We start from the raw sequence: 15,372 nt of genomic DNA, 5'->3' as shown, positions 1-15,372 counted from the left end.
GGGTTGAACTAGTAGAGCGAACGGGCGAGACCTTCGGCGGTCCGGTCGAGGTCAAGGTCCTTGTCACCGGCAATCAGCGCATAGGCGACATCACCAATCTGCCAGTAGGCGGCATTGGTATTGTCGAGCACAAGATGGGCGACCGGCTGAACGGCAAACGCGCCTGGCCGGACGGCGAAAAGCGAAAGACGCTTCCCATCGGATTCCTGGATCGCCATTTCGACACTCGGGCCGAACGCGGACGGAAAGATCTGCACATCGGAAACCTTCCAGTCCTTCGGCAACTCCGGCATCGTGATTGCGGTCGCGGCTCGAATGTCGTCGGCATTGTATTTCGCTGCCGACTGAGAAGGCAGCGTCTCGCGAAGCTTGGCCGCGTGGTAGGCCCGCACCGCTTCTTCAACATAGGCTGGCGCTGGAACGGAGGCTGCAACCTCGGTTGCCGTAAAGGCGCCAAAGGACGTATGCGCCACCCAGCCAACCGTTACGAGCACGCCGACTGCCGCAATCCGCTGCACAGTGTGTAGAATACGGCCATGCGACAGGCCACGCTCGAGGCGCCGGGCGGCGTCGCGGGTCTCCATCCGGCCGAAAGCACTTTCACCGGCAAGCGCGAGGCGCAACTCGCCCTTCAGGCTGAGGTCGGCCATCACCTTTGCGGCTATAGCGGGATTCTCGGAAAGATAGGTTTCCACCTGGATGCGGCGCGCCACGTCGAGTTCGCCGTCCACATAGGAGTCAAGATCTGTATCGATGATCGGATCAACTGCTTTCATTGCCGTCCCCTCCGATTAGCTTCAGATACGAGACGCGCGGCGTACTTGCTTCGAACTCGCGAAGCTGCGCCCGGGCGCGGGAAATGCGTGACATCAGCGTTCCGACCGGGATGCCGAGCGAGGCTGCAGCTTCCTGATAGGAAAGATCCTCTATCGCGACGAGATGGAGTGCCTCGCGCTGCTCTTCCGGCAGGTTGAAGAATGCATCGCGCACCTGCTGCAGGCGCACCGCATGCTCCTGTCCGGCAGGCAGCGACTGTTCGGCTTCAAGGACTGCCTCATCGTGCCTGCGCGCGATCGACCGGTTCTGGCGAACGCGATCGATATGCGCGTTGTGCAAAATGGAAAGCAGCCACGTCCGCAGGTTGCCGCCCCGCCGGAAGCTCTGACGCTTCTCGAAGGCGCGCACCAGCGCATCATGCACAAGGTCTTCGGCATCATCCGAATTGCGCACCAGCGCACGCGCATAGCGCCTCAGCGCTGCGAGCTGTCCAATGACATCGAATGGGCGTTCTTTCCGTTCCATGGTTGAGTATACGGATGCCGCTCAGGATTTATTCCATCCCGGCATCGAATTTTATTAGCAGTTGGCGAGGAAATGTGTAGACGCTATATTGGTTTGTCTACACAGGAGCGCGGGGAATGCCGCTAAACATAAGAAATGAGCGCGTCAATCAGCTTGCCGAAGAACTGGCGGCGAAAAAGCATGTAAACAAAACGGAAGCGGTACGGCTCGCGCTTGAAGGCGAACTGCGCCGTCTCGAAGAGACATTGCCACTTTCCACCCGCCTTAAACCCCTTCAGGCTAGAATAGCATCCTTGCCTAACAGCGATGTTGTGCTGGACAAGGCCTTTTTCGATGAATTGAGTGGCGGCTACTGATGTTCGTCGATGCATCGGCGATGATCGCCATTCTGTTGCAAGAGCCTCAGTCCGACCGATTCGTGAAAATTCTCGAAGATGCTGCGCCGGGCTCGCTATACACATCGGTCATAGCTTTGTGGGAAGCCACGGTAGCGATATATCGCAAGAAGAGTACTTCGATGGCCGACGCTCAAGCGCAGCTCGAAGAATTCACGCGCATAGCCGGAATTTCGCTATTGCCCGTGACGCCGGAAGACAACCATTTGGCCTTGAAGGCCTTCGACCTGCATGGCCGTCACCGCCATCCTGACGAAACCCGCAATAGCGCGCTTAATCTTGCCGATTGCTTTCACTACGCGGTATCAAAGTCACGAAACCTGTCGATACTCACAAAAGATGTTGGCTTTTCGCTGACGGATATTAAAACGCTTGGGCCTGATTTCTAGGCGGGCTTCGCTTCCGACAACTCCTCCAAAATCGGACAATCCGGCCGGTCATCGCCATGGCAGGCGTGGACCAGGTGCTCTAGCGCTCGCCTGAGTTCCATCATCTCACGGATTTTTTGGTCGATCTCGGTGAGTTTTGCTTGGGCGATGTCCTTCACGTCCGCGCTTGCCCGGCTTTTGTCCTCGTAGAGTGCCAGAAGCTGCCGGCATTCCTCGACGGAGAAGCCGAGGCCGCGGGAGCGCTGGAGGAAGCGCAGCTTGTGAACGTCGGAGGCTGCATAGTCGCGATAGCCATTTCCGCCCCGGCTGGGGCGGATCAGGCCGATCTCCTCGTAATAGCGGATGGTCTTCGATGGCAGGCCGGAGCGTTCCGATGCTTCACCGATGTTCATGGTCCTGTCCTTTCACAGCCTTTCGAATCGCAGTCTCAGCGCATTGCCGATCACCGAAACCGACGACAGGCTCATGGCCGCTGCCGCAATCATCGGCGAAAGCAGTAGGCCAAAGATGGGGTAGAGGACCCCCGCCGCGACCGGGACGCCGAGGGCGTTGTAGCCGAAGGCGAAGCCGAGATTCTGCCGGATGTTGCGCATTGTCGCTTCGGCCAGCCGCCGCGCACGTACGATCCCGTTGAGGTCGCCCTTCACCAAGGTAATGCCTGCGCTTTCCATCGCAACATCGGCACCCGTTCCCATGGCGATCCCGACATCCGCAGCCGCAAGCGCCGGAGCGTCGTTGACACCGTCGCCAGCCATGGCGACGACGGCGCCCTTGGCATGCAGTTCATCGATCAACGCCTTCTTGCCTTCCGGCAGCACGTCGGCGCGCACCTCATCGATGCCCAGGCTTCTTGCAACGGCTTTTGCGGTGCGCTCGCTATCCCCGGTCGCCATGATGATACGCAGCCCGCTCTCGTGCAGTGCGCGGATCGCCTGCGCGGTCGTCGGCTTGATGCGATCGGCAACCGCGACGAGGCCGGCAAGACGGCCGTCGATTGCGATGAACATGACGGTCCTGCCTTCGTCGCGGAGAGCGCCCGCCTTTCCGGCAAGGGGTGCAGTATCGATGCCCAGATCGCTCATCATCGCTGCGTTGCCGAGTGCCACGGCCGCGTTGTCTGCATGACCTTTCACGCCCTTGCCGGTGACGGCTTCAAAGCCGGTGACATCGATTGGCTTGAGGCCTCGCTCCTCAGCACCGGAAACGATCGCCTCGGCCAGCGGATGCTCAGAGCCGCGCTCCAGGCTCGCGGCTAACAGGAGAAGTCGCTGCTCATCCATGTCGCCGACCGGAACCACATCCGTCAGGTGCGGCTTGCCTTCGGTCAGCGTGCCAGTCTTGTCGACGATCAGCGTGTCGACCTTGGAAAAGCGCTCCAGCGCTTCGGCGTCCTTGATCAGCACGCCTTCCTGAGCGCCGCGGCCGGTTGCGATCATGATCGACATCGGCGTCGCCAGGCCCAGCGCACAGGGGCAGGCGATGATGAGCACGGCGACTGCGGCCAGCAGCCCATGCGCCATTTGCGGTTCAGGTCCGAAGACGGCCCAGCCGGCGAAGGCGACGATCGCCGTCAGAACGACGGCAGGCACGAAAACGGCCGAAACCCGATCGACTGCATTTTGAATCGGCGCCCGGGAGCGCTGCGCCTTCGCGACCATATCGACGATGCGCGACAGGGTCGTCTCCGCGCCGACCCGTTCGGCGGTCATCACGAGACTGCCGTTCCGGTTGATCGTGCCACCGGTGACGAGGTCACCCGCGGTCTTCTCGACGGGAATCGGCTCGCCGGTAATCATCGATTCATCGACGGTCGATTGCCCTTCGCTGACCGATCCGTCGACGGGCACACGCTCACCCGGCCGCACCCGCAGCCGATCGCCCGCGGCGATATCGTCCACGTCGACATCCGTCTCGCTGCTATCGGCATTGATGCGGCGCGCCGTCTTTGGCGCGAGGTCGAGCAGTGCCCGGATGGCTGAGCCGGTTCGCTCGCGAGCCTTCAGTTCCAGCACCTGGCCGACGAAGACCAGCGTCACGATGACGGCCGCAGCCTCGAAATAGACGGGCACTGTCTCGCCATGTCCCCGAAAACTCATGGGAAAGAGCCCCGGCGCAAGCGTTGCCACCACACTGTAGACATAGGCCGTGCCGACGCCGAGGCCGATCAGCGTCCACATGTTCGGGCTGCGGTTGCGGAGCGAGGCAAAGGTGCGCCGGAAGAAGGGCAGCGCCGCCCAAAGCACGACCGGCGTTGCGAGCACAAGCTCGATCCAACTCGAAAGCGGTTCGCCGATCGCTTCGCGCAGCGGCAGCCCGAGCATCGGCCCCATGCCGAGCGGAAGAAGCGGAATGGCCAATGCCGCGCTGATCCAGAGCCGCCGCGTAAAATCGACGAGTTCCGGGTTCGGGCCTTCGTCTTCGGGCGGAATGCCCATCGGCTCCAGTGCCATGCCGCATTTCGGGCAGTCGCCGGGGTGATCGCTGATGACTTCCGGATGCATCGGGCAGGTATATTGGGTGCCCTTCGGCATGGGCTTCGGCTCAGGCCGACTCCCATCGCGATAGGCTTGCGGATCGGCCTCGAACTTTGCCTTGCAGCCCGCCGAGCAGAAATAGAACTTCTCGCCTTCATGCTTCAGGAAATGCCGTGCTGTCCCGCGATCGACGGACATGCCGCAGACAGGGTCCGTGGCCGTCAGATAGTCCTGCGGGCTTGCTTCGAATTTCTTCCGGCAGCCGTCGCAGCAGAAATGATAGGTGTGGTCCTGGTAGTCGAGGCTGGGCTTGCCAGCGTCCGGATCCACTATCATGCCGCAGACGGGATCGCGCGCAAAAACGGCTTCGCTGGGACCGGCATGGTCGTGAGCGCAGCAACTGCCAGCGCCGGGATGGTGGTGATCATGCGTATTCATAGGCTTCTCCGTTGCCCCATGGGGCAGTGGATAGGCTTATGAACCTTCCAGCAACTGGAAGGTCAAGGGAATAATTTCCAAACGCCGTCAATTAGGCTCTATGAGAGCCACGGGTTGGCTGCCGAGCAACGCCGAGAGCAATAGTTCGCCGCCGGGATCGAGCATTCTGCCGGTCAGAAGATCGCACTTGAGGCCTTGAAGAGAGGCAGGCACCTTGATCGCCGTGTTGTTCCAGAATTCCGGCCCGGCGAACAGCACGCCCGGATCGAGCCAGCCGAACATCAGTCGCGGTACGACGGTGATCGCATAGGTTCCGTTCAAGTGCCGCGCAAAGGCGACGACATGATCCTTCCGGCTGCCGGACACCTCAAGCGGCACATGGGCACCTTTCGCAAACAGCTCCGGCCGCCGCTGGCGAAGATGAAGGCCGATTTCCACGATCCGTTGCTTCAGGGCCGGGACCGTCAGCCTTGCAACCGGCGCTCCCTCGGAGAGGCTGGCAGACAACTCGGTCATGTTGACGGACCTGCGGTTATCCGGATCGACGAGGCTGTAATCGAAAATTTCGGCGCCTTGATAGATGTCAGGTATTCCGGGCGCGGTCAGCTTGATCAGCGTCTGTGACAGACTGTTCAAATAGCCGGCTTCCATGAATGGCCGCACCACGTCGGCGAAATCCTCGTGAAAGGCGAGGTTGGTAGAGGCGAGCAATGACGCCGCATAAGCCTTCACGGCTGCCTCGTAGGCGGCATGCGGTTCGTCCCAGCTTGTATGCAGCTTTGCCTCGCGGATCGCCTTTTCCGCGTAAGCGGTGAAGCGCCCGGTCAGTGCTTCTGCCTGCCCATTCGAAAAATCTTCCGGCCAGATGCCGGCGAGTGCCTGGTAAAGCATCCATTCGATATTCGGCTCCGGCGTCAGGCCGCCAGGCAGCTCGATCAGATGCTCGCGGTTCATCTCGCGCCAGCGCTCCACGGCCTGCGCCCAGACATCCGCTCCTTCGCTCAAGGTATAGAGCCTTGCCCGGGTATCCTCGCCGCGTTTGGTGTCATGGGTCGACGTCGCGGAAAGCCCGTGCGGCTGCACCTGCGCCCGCTCCTGCATCAGGCCATGGAAAGTCTCGATGCCACCGGCCTTCATGTCCGCTTCACCGCCGACTTCGTTTGCGGCAAGCAATCGGTCATATCGGTAGAAGAGCGTATCCTCGACGGCCTTTGCCATGATGGGCCCGCTCAATTGCTGGAACCGGCTCCGGAATTCCTCTGCCGTTGCTTCGGCCTTCTCCCCTCGCAAAAGCTGCACGACCGGATCGAGCGCGTCGTGGTTTGCAAGCTTTTCAGCCGCGATAGAGGCGGCATTGTCGAGCACCACCGCGTCCGGCACGTCGAGCGGGCCGTTGCTGCCGTATGTGCGGTAAACCGGAAAAGCGATCAGCAACTCCCGGATGGCCGCGGCAATTGCAGTCCGGTCGAGGTCTGGATGGGCGGAGCGCACGATACTCACCAGCCGCGCCGTCTCGCCTTCGAAATTCCGCTCCACCATCAGCCGCTTGGTCGTGCGAAGGTCGGCGCTACAGTCCGACATTTCGGGCACGAGCGTTGCATAGGTGGCGCCAAGCTGCCGCAGACCTTCACCATCGATGAAGAGGTGGCTGAGTGCCGAAATGAACTCGTAGCCCGTGGTCCCGGCAACCGGCCAGCTTGCGGGCAAGGTCTCGTCATGGCCGAGGATCTTCTCGACGACGATGTAGGTTTCCAGTCCGGCTGCAGAGCGAAGCCTCGCCAGGTACTGCTTCGGGTCTGCCAGTCCGTCAACGTGATCAACCCGCAATCCCTGCACCCGGCCTGACCGCAGGAGTTCAAGAGTGAGCCGGTGCGTTGCTGCGAAAACCTTCTCGTCTTCGACGCGCAGCCCCACCAGTCCCGTCACCTCGAAGAAGCGCCTGTAGCTCAGATGTTTCTGGGCGTCCTTCCAGTATATCAGCTGCCAATGCTGGGCTTCGTGGAGGCGGGCAATCAGCTTTTTGTCTTTTGAGAGCTCGTCCAACACCAGATCGTCGGGGTTTGCTGCAGGTAGATCGGTAGTGCCGGGTCTGAGCGGCAGAAGGGTCTCGAAATAGGCAAGAGCCAGGTCGCCGCTTTCGGCATCACGCGCCAGCCGCAATTCACCGTCAGAGACTGCTTCTTCGAAGCGCTTACCCAGGATCGGCAGTGTCAGCCTTTCGCTCCAGTCTATATCGAAATACGTCGCGTAAGGGCTTTCCGGCCCAAGCTGCAGCACGCTTCGCCACCATGAATTCTCCGTCGAAGCGGCCATATGATTTGGCACGATATCGAGGATCAGGCCGAGCCCTGCCTCTTTCAACGCATCGCTCAGCCGCTCGAAGCCCTCGCGCCCGCCGATCGCAGGATCAATCTCGTTGGCATCGGTCACGTCATAGCCATGCGTCGAACCCGTCGTCGCGGTGAAAACCGGTGAGGCGTAAAGATGGCTGATGCCGAGCGCCTTGAGATAGGGCACGCATTCGACCGCGCGATCGAAGGTCACGCCGTTGCGGAATTGAATGCGATATGTCGAAGTCGGAAGCGCCATATCCGCCTGCTGTTAGAGGAGACCGCCCGGAACGACGACAACTGGCCTTTTGTTCCCGCTATTTTCTTTTAGTTATGTACACCACCGCATCTGAACACATCCACTCTCAAGCCAACTCACGCCGGCCGGTAAATCTGCGCCACCGAGCCTTTGGGAAAGGCCTTCGAGCTGACCAGCTTGAGGTTCCTTGGCGAGGCGACATCGGAGAAGATCGGCAGGCCCTTGCCGAGGACAACAGGATACAGCATCAGCATATATTGATCGACTAGGTCATGGGCGATGAGACTGCGTGCAAAGGTGGCGCCGCCATGAGCGATAATCGGCTTGCCATCCCCAGCCTTCAGGCTGGCGATTTCCTCGGCCAGATCGCCGCTCGCCACATAGGCTTCGCCCCAGCTTTCCGCACCGGGCTGCAATTGCCCCGTCTGGGCGCTTGCCGCGGCCGTTAGGATCGCCGGCCCTTGTTTTGAAAAGACGGCCTTCGGAATCTGGTTCATCGGCGGCGAGAATACGCTTGTCGAGTTGGGCCAGAAGGCGGCCATGCCCTTGAAAGTGCGGCTGCCCATGATGTGCAGGCTGGCATTCCACGCGTTATCCACCTTCCAGGCGATGGCCTCTTCATCACCGGAAAATATCCATTCGATTTCGCCGTCGGGGCCGCTGACGAAACCGTCGAGCGACATGGCCATTGTCAGGATCAACTCTCTCATCGCTTCCTCCTCGCACTGGTCGACCCAAGGACGTGCTGAACCAGCCGATGCCGACAATCCGCATTCTTCAAACGCAAAAATTACATGATTGGCGGGCCCGCAGTTACTAGTCGACAAAAATGCCGACGCTCGCTGCGCGGCCCATCGCATCGATCACCGTGAGTTTCGAATAGCCGGCTCCGTCAGGCATCCACTGATTGGTGCGGCGGCGCGAAAGATCGGGAAGGGGTTTGCCGTTCGCAAGCCACCGGAACGGTGCGCGGCCGCCCTGCAGTTTCAGCATCAAGGGCGAAAGGTCGCCGTTATTTGCTCCGAGGTCGACATGCGCCCCTTCGGGTGGATAGACGATCTGTGGCGCCGGCTCGCGGCTGGAATTGGAAAGCAGCCCGCTGGCATTCAGCGAGAAGCGCCTTTGGCTGACCGGCAGATCGGCCTGGGCGATGCGCATCGCACCGGACGGCGGGCGGGAGAGCGGTGTCGTCGCAATGCCCGACTTCGCAAAAGCCTCGAACAGGATCGGTGCCGCCGTGCCGTAACCGGTCAATCCCGGCACTGCGCCATTGTCCGGCCTTCCGACCCAGACGCCGAGGACATAGCGCCCGTTGTAGCCGACCGACCAGGCGTCGCGGTAGCCGTAGCTGGTGCCCGTCTTGTAGGCGATGCCGCGCTGCGCGGCGCCCGCGGGCGGAATGACGCCGGAAAGAATGTCGGTGACGTTCCAGACGGCCACCGGCTCCAGCAGTGGTTCGCCCTCAATCTTACCGGGCTTTCCCGTCACGCCATCGCCGATCCGCACCGGCTCGCCCTTGTTGGCGAGCGCCGTATAGAGCTGCACGAGGTCCCTCAGCGTGATGCCGACGCCGCCGAGACCGATCGCCAAACCGGGCGTCTCGTTCGGCGGCAGGACAGGGTGGACCTCGGCGCGTCGGAAGCGCACTAGGAGCCGCGCCGGATTGACGGCATCGAGAAGCCTCACGGCCGGTACATTCAGCGAAAGCTGCAACGCCTCGCGCACCGTCACGTCGCCCTGATAGCTCATGTCGAAATTGCGCGGCCGGTAGCCGAAGAAATCGGCCGGCCGGTCTTCGATGATCGTTTCCTGGCTCACCAGCCCTTGCTCGAAGGCGAGCCCGTAGATGAACGGCTTCAGCGTGGAGCCGGGCGAGCGGTTGACACGGGTCATGTCGATCCAGCCGGAGCGGCTGGCGTCGAAATAATCGGCCGAGCCGACCTCGCCGACGATTTCGCCGGTTCGCGCATCGGCCATAACCATGGAGACCGAGAGCTTCGGGCCAAGCCGCACGGCCGCATTTTTTGCGGCGAGCTCCAGGCCTTCCTGTACCCGCTTCTTGAGCGTGGTCTTGTGCTCGCGTTCCTGCGGCGCCTTGCGCAAGGCCGCTTCGGCAACGTGTGCGGCAAGGGCCGGCAGCTGCATGCGCTTTGCGGGCACCAGTGTCGCCTCCGCCCGTTCGGCCTCGCCGTCGCCGATAGCATCGACCACCGCGACACGCTCCAACACGCGTTTGCGCGCCGCTTCGGCAGCCGCGAGATTGCGGTCTGGCCTTCGCCTTTCGGGAAGCTGCGGCAGGGCAACGAGGAGGGCAGCCTGAGCTACTGTCAATCGCTTCGGCTCCTTGCCAAAATAGGCAAGGCTTGCGGCGCGCACCCCTTCCAGATTGCCGCCATAGGGCGCGTGCGTCAGATAGAGATTAAGGATCTGTTCCTTCGAAAGCCGTCGCTCGATCTGAATGGCACGTACGACCTGCAGGAATTTCGCCGAGAGCGAGCGTCCCGCTCGGGGCTCGATCAGCCGCGCAACCTGCATGGAAAGCGTCGAGGCACCGGAAACGATGCGGCCGTTGGTGATGAGCTGCAGCGCCGCGCGCCCGATCGCCAGCGGATCGATGCCGGGATGATCGTAGAACCGCCGGTCCTCATAGGCGACCAGCATCCGAATGAATTGAGGGTCGACGTCCGCGACGGTCGTTTTCAATCGCCATCGGCCCTCCGGCGTCGCAAAGGCGCGAAGCAATTGTCCGTCGGCATCCAGCACTTCCACCGATACGGCATCCGTTTTGTCGAGCGGTGGCGGATAGGCCCTGTCGGCGGCGTCGAGCGCAAACAAAGCTGTACCCGCCAGGATAGTACCGGCAGCAGTTCCGATCGAAAGCTTGTGCCAGAGCCGCATTATGGTGCTGCAATGACCTCCATCTTGCCGGTTGCCGTCCGCGCCGAAAGCTCGGGGCGATACATGTCCTCGACGGTTGCCGCCGGGTGATCATAGGTGCCGGGCGTCACGGCGCGCACGACGTAGGCGACATTGATCTCGCGATTGTCGTCCGAGGTCCGGTTGAAGGCCGCGACGAAGCGGTCGTTGCGGAATTCGGTATACGCCGCCGTCTGTTCGCCGATCCAGTCGAAATTGGTGAGCTGGGCGCTGTCGACCAGGCTCGGATTGTCGATCTGGAAGCCGGCGGGCAGCAGGTCGGTCATGATGATGCGTGACGGCCAATCATTGCTTTCCGTCACATGCAGCACGACGACATAGCGCTCATTCTGCTTCGCCTCGCTGACATTCGCCGGTTCGCCATCGAGCGTGTAGTAGCTGCGCTCGATGGTAAAGCCGTCGCCACCGGCAGGGAGCGGGACAGTGGGCGCTGCGACCGTCGTCACGACCGCCGATACGGGCTCCGTCATGGCGCTTGTCAAGGTCAGCGGATTGCTCATGAGCGCATCGCCGCTCATCTTGGCCATGTAAGCGCCGGTATGCAGCGCGCCGTTGACGTCGACCCTCAGTGCGTCGTCACCGCTCTGGATCGCCCGGGCAGCAAGCAGCATCCAGGCCTCTTCCTGCGTGCTCTTCCACTTGCTGCGGTCCCATTCCCCGGCAACGGCCTTTGCCAGTTCCGGAATGACCGGCGGCACCGGCCGGCTTTCGGCGGCAAGCGCCAGGATCGCGGCTCCGTCGCGGAGGATGGAGCCATAGTCGGTACGGGAAAGGTTGACGCGATGAACCATGGAATCATTGGTCATCTGCAAGGCGTCGACGAAGATGTTCTTGGAACGCGTCGCATCGCCATAGAGCGCAAGGGCTGCAGCGATATGCGCCTTTGCGAGCGGCGTCGGGAAGTCGTTGATCATCGTGTCGGCGTAATAGCGCAGATCGCTGATCGAAGCTTTCCTGTTGCGCGCGAGGACATAGAGCGCATAGGCAATCTCATCGCCCTGCGTCTTGACGTTGACGTCGTAGCTCAGCGCATTCTGCAGGTTCTCAAGCGCCTGGACCAGCGCGCGGTCCGGAACATCGTATTTCTCCTCGCGGGCACGCGTGAGGAAATCAGTGACATAGGAATCGAGCCACAGGTCGCCGGAATCCGGTCCCCAAAGACCGAAGCTGCCGCCGGATGCCTGATAAGAGAGCACTCGGTAGATCGCATCCTGCACGCGCTTCCCGATTTCCGCATCGCCTTCGAGCCCGTTCTGCTTGGAAAGCTCGCTGAGATAAAGAAGCGGCAACGCCCGGCTCGTCGTCTGCTCGGCGCAGCCGAAGGGGTAGCGGTCGAGCGCCATCAGCAGCGCCGGAATGTCGAAAGCCGCGGAGCGCGTCACATTCACGCTGACCGAGGCGCCTGGCAGAACGCTGTTAGCCAAAAGTTCCTTGTCGATCGTCAGCTTGGCCCCGGGCTTGAGCGCGATCACCCGTCGCTCGGTGACGGGCAGCGACGACGGGCGAACCGGTACATCGAGCGTTTGGTCCAGCGACAGGCCTGAGGCATCCGAGAGATTGATCGAAACGGTGCCGTTGCCGGGCTGCTTGCCGATCAGGGATAGCGTCAGGTCGGACTTGGCGCCCACATCGAGATGGATCGTCCGGGAGGCAGCGGCTTCCTCAATGCCGACGGCATCATTACCCGTAACGGCGATCTTGAAGTCTCCGGCTGGCGCATCGGTATTGGCGATGTCGAGCCGCAGCTCCGTCTTGTCTCCCGGTGCCAGGAATTTCGGCAGGCTGGCCGTCACCACCACCGGATCGCGGATGATGACATCCTTGACGCCGTGGCCGACGCCGTCCTTCGACCAAGCGACCGCCATGACGCGGGCCGTGCCGTTGAACTGCGGAATGTCGAAGCTGACATTGGCTTTGCCCTCGGCATCGAGCTTTACCGGACCCGAGAAGAAGGCGACGAGCTTCTGCGTCGGAGGGCTGCCCTGCAGCGCCACCGCGCCGCCATCGCCGCCGGTGCGCAGCTTGCCGGTTGCTCCCAGCGAGCCGTCGATGAGGCGGCCGTAGAGGTCGCGGATTTCGAGGCCGAGCTGGCGCTGACCGAAATACCAGTCTTCCGGATTGGGCGCCTCGTAGCGTGTCAGATTGAGAATGCCGACATCAACGGCGGCGACCGTCACATAGGCGTCCTCATTTGCTCCGGCTCCTGCAACCGCGAGGCTGATGTTCAGCGGGCCCCGTGGCAGCATCTTTTCTGGCGCATCGACCTTCACCTGCAGCGCTCGCTGCTCCGGATCGACCTTCAGCCATTTGACGCCGATCGAGCGCATTGGCATATGGCTGTCCTGGCTGTCACCCGGACGGAAAAGCGTGGCGGTGACGTAGGCGCCGGCGCCCCATTCAGCGGTGACGGGGATATCGACCTCGCCGCCGGTATCGCCCATCGTGGCGTTCTTGACAGCAACGAGGTTTTCCGTGCCTGCTGTCACCATGAGTTCGCCGCCATAGCGCGACGTAACCTTCAGCTTCGCCGTCTCGCCGATCTTGTAGCTCTCCTTGTCGAGTGCGATCTCCAGGCCATCCGGCGTTTCGGTCGAGACGGACTCCACCATCCATCCGGCATCGAACTCGACGCTGGAGGTTGGGCCGTCCGCGTCAGGGCTTTCAATTTCGAGCCGATAGCGGCCCCAGCCTACGGGGACGGAAATCTTGCCGCCGTCGAGGCTCGCGTCGATCGCGCCGTTCGCGACCTGCCGGGCATTGTAGATCGGTTCATATTTCCAGGCCGTGCCCTCGCGATACCACTGGTATTCACGATCGAGATTGTAGAATTTCCAGCGAAGCCCCTTCGCCTCCTGTTTCTGGCCATCGGCGGAGACGCCGATCACGTTGAAGTTGGCGATTGAGTTCTCGGCTGCATCGCCCGAAAATTCCGGCTTGATACCGATCATCGGTCCCTGGTTCTTGACCGGAATCACTAACGAGCGCTCCAACGCCCGGCCGCCCGCTTCCTGCATGCGGATATAGACCGTGGCATTCAGCAGCTGGGTGGTTGCAGGCAGGTCGCCGACGGTGAGCTTGGTCGAGGCTTCGCCGTTCTCGTCAAGCTCGGGCAGGCCGTCGATCGGCTGGCGGGTTTCCTCTGTCGCTTCTTCGTCGGCAAGGCCGAAGATGTAGCCCGGGAAAGCCTTGTTCTCGCGCGTCGGCTTGATAACGACATCACCCTCGAGCGTCAGCCCCGCGGCCGGGGCGCCATAGAGATATTTGCCGTTGATATCGATCGTTGCGGGAGTGTCAGGACCGATCTCCTTGGCTTCCGTCTTCAACTCCATGTCCGTGTGATCCGGCACGAAATCGTCGACGAGGAAGCTCTTCGTGCCGATCGGCGATCCCTTGGGATCCGTATGGACGTTCATCGTCCAGGTGCCGCGCATGGCGTTTTCCGGAATCGGCAGATCGATCACATAGCCGCCGAGATCGCTGTTTTGCTTGACGACGCGACGGTCCTCGACCCCATCCGGGCGCATGAAGATGAAGGTCAGCGGCAGGTTTTCGATCGCCTTGCCATCGACATCGCGGGCTAGGGCCGATGCGTGCACCGTCTCGCCGGCGCGATAGATTCCGCGCTCGGTCCACGTCATGACATCGATCGCACCGGGCGATGCGCGGCCCGTCACGCCGCGGTCGGACAGATCGAAGCCGGCGCGCGTCATGTCGAGGAAGACGTAGTCGGATGCGCCGTTCTTCGCAGTGATCACCGCAGGCGACAGTGCGGCTGTGCCGCGCATCAGGCCGGCTGTGAAGGTGGCGCGGCCGTTTTCATCCGTCTTCGCGGTGCCGAGGACTTCGTTGTTCTTGGCAAGCAACTGCAGCTCGATGCCGGCGATCGGCTTGGCCGAGGCGAGCGAACGCGTGAAGACGTTGAGCCCATCCGTCCCGGCATAGGTGGTGACGCCGATATCGGAAACGACGAACCACTGCGTCGCCTTCGAATCCCATTCGTTGTCAGGCGCGTTGGCGGGCGAAGCGATCAATACGTAGACGCCAGGCTTGCGCTCGGGCAACGCTTGGTCGACAGGGAAGCTGGTCACGACATCCTTGTTGAGGTCGTCGGCGATCTCGATCGAACCCTTCCAGACGAGTTCGCCGCTTTGCTCCTCGATATTCTGCGCGCTGTAACCGTCGAGCTGCGTCAGGAACTGCGAGCTCACGAGAAGCGGTGCGATACCGCGATCGCCGATGCGATAGAGCTTCAGATCTGCGGCATCGAGATTGACGGAAACGAGTGGAATGCCGCGGCGCGCGGTCGAAGGCAGCACGAAGCTGTCGCCGGTAAACCGCACCATCCGGCTGCGGTCCTTGACATAGATGTCGAGGCTGACAGCTGCTTCCAGTACCTCATCGACGGATGAGGGCAGGCCGGTGCGGAAGGCGATCTTGTAGGTCTCTCCGTGGACCAGCCCTTCCACGCAGATCTGCTTGTCCTTGGCTTCGAGCGCCTTCGGCGCCTGTCCGTTCAGCGTCACGAAGGGCGTGTAGTCCACCGTCTTCACGAGCGATTCCGAGAAGGTCACGCAGGCGCGTGGCGTTGCGCTGTCGGCATCGACGGTGTGTTCGGTGATGCGGAAGCCCTGTTCCGACTTGAGCTTCAGGTAGGCGGCCTGCACTTCCCTGGAGTTCGCCAGCGCAAGGCTCGCCTTGTAAGCGTTGAGGGCCGCGCGGAAGTTCGAGCTCTTCTCCAGCGATACAGCAAGGACGGCGAGCGCATCGGCGCGTTTTGAGGCCGTGCGGGTCAGTTCATACCCGTTCAGCGCATCGAGAACCGCCTGGCCGAAAGCCTGACTGTCGGTG

Annotated in this window: 10 protein-coding genes; 2 read left to right on the top strand and 8 right to left on the bottom strand. The window is 61.8% G+C overall.

Annotated features, from left to right (window positions below; genetic code table 11):
• Window positions 1-8 precede the first annotated feature (8 nt).
• On the bottom strand, window positions 9-776 hold the full coding sequence (locus ACPYOI_RS14115) for an anti-sigma factor family protein (RefSeq protein ID WP_481414528.1): 768 nt from the start codon (window positions 774-776) through the stop codon (window positions 9-11).
• Window positions 763-1,302, bottom strand: coding sequence for a sigma-70 family RNA polymerase sigma factor (locus tag ACPYOI_RS14110; RefSeq protein WP_168829882.1), 540 nt, complete (start codon window positions 1,300-1,302; stop codon window positions 763-765). Before ACPYOI_RS14110 ends, ACPYOI_RS14115 begins: the two co-directional genes overlap by 14 nt.
• Before the next feature lie 116 nt (window positions 1,303-1,418).
• Between ACPYOI_RS14110 and ACPYOI_RS14105 the strand changes: the two genes are divergently transcribed.
• Together ACPYOI_RS14105 and ACPYOI_RS14100 are read left to right on the top strand one after the other, a co-directional pair.
• A complete protein-coding gene (locus ACPYOI_RS14105; RefSeq protein WP_481414527.1) occupies window positions 1,419-1,658 on the top strand; it encodes a type II toxin-antitoxin system VapB family antitoxin in 240 nt (79 codons plus the stop codon).
• Window positions 1,658-2,086 carry a type II toxin-antitoxin system VapC family toxin gene (locus tag ACPYOI_RS14100; RefSeq protein WP_481414526.1) on the top strand — a complete coding sequence of 143 codons (429 nt, stop codon included), beginning with the start codon at window positions 1,658-1,660 and terminating at the stop codon, window positions 2,084-2,086. Before ACPYOI_RS14105 ends, ACPYOI_RS14100 begins: the two co-directional genes overlap by 1 nt.
• On the opposite strand, the gene cueR is transcribed toward ACPYOI_RS14100, so the two are convergent.
• The 6 genes from cueR to ACPYOI_RS14070 all read right to left on the bottom strand — a co-directional run.
• Window positions 2,083-2,478 carry a Cu(I)-responsive transcriptional regulator gene (gene cueR, locus ACPYOI_RS14095; protein ID WP_481414525.1) on the bottom strand — a complete coding sequence of 132 codons (396 nt, stop codon included), beginning with the start codon at window positions 2,476-2,478 and terminating at the stop codon, window positions 2,083-2,085. The two genes, ACPYOI_RS14100 and cueR, sit on opposite strands and share 4 nt — an antisense overlap.
• A 12-nt stretch (window positions 2,479-2,490) precedes the next feature.
• The gene (locus ACPYOI_RS14090) at window positions 2,491-4,998 is read right to left on the bottom strand and encodes a heavy metal translocating P-type ATPase (RefSeq protein ID WP_481422961.1); all 2,508 of its coding nucleotides are present in this window, start codon (window positions 4,996-4,998) and stop codon (window positions 2,491-2,493) included.
• A gap of 87 nt (window positions 4,999-5,085) precedes the next feature.
• Window positions 5,086-7,587: a malto-oligosyltrehalose synthase gene (gene treY / locus ACPYOI_RS14085; RefSeq protein WP_481414523.1), complete on the bottom strand. Its 2,502-nt coding sequence runs from the start codon at window positions 7,585-7,587 to the stop codon at window positions 5,086-5,088.
• A gap of 116 nt (window positions 7,588-7,703) precedes the next feature.
• A complete protein-coding gene (locus ACPYOI_RS14080) occupies window positions 7,704-8,297 on the bottom strand; it encodes a dihydrofolate reductase family protein (RefSeq protein ID WP_481414522.1) in 594 nt (197 codons plus the stop codon).
• A 106-nt stretch (window positions 8,298-8,403) separates the two neighbouring features.
• A complete protein-coding gene (gene pbpC, locus ACPYOI_RS14075; protein ID WP_481414521.1) occupies window positions 8,404-10,485 on the bottom strand; it encodes a penicillin-binding protein 1C in 2,082 nt (693 codons plus the stop codon).
• The coding region (locus tag ACPYOI_RS14070; protein WP_481422960.1) for an alpha-2-macroglobulin family protein at window positions 10,485-15,372 on the bottom strand (4,888 nt) is incomplete at its 5' end. The genes ACPYOI_RS14070 and pbpC, both read right to left, overlap by 1 nt.

It is taken from the genome of Rhizobium sp. SVR5-2C, assembly GCF_056755115.1.
This window is presented reverse-complemented; position numbering and strand designations above follow the sequence as displayed.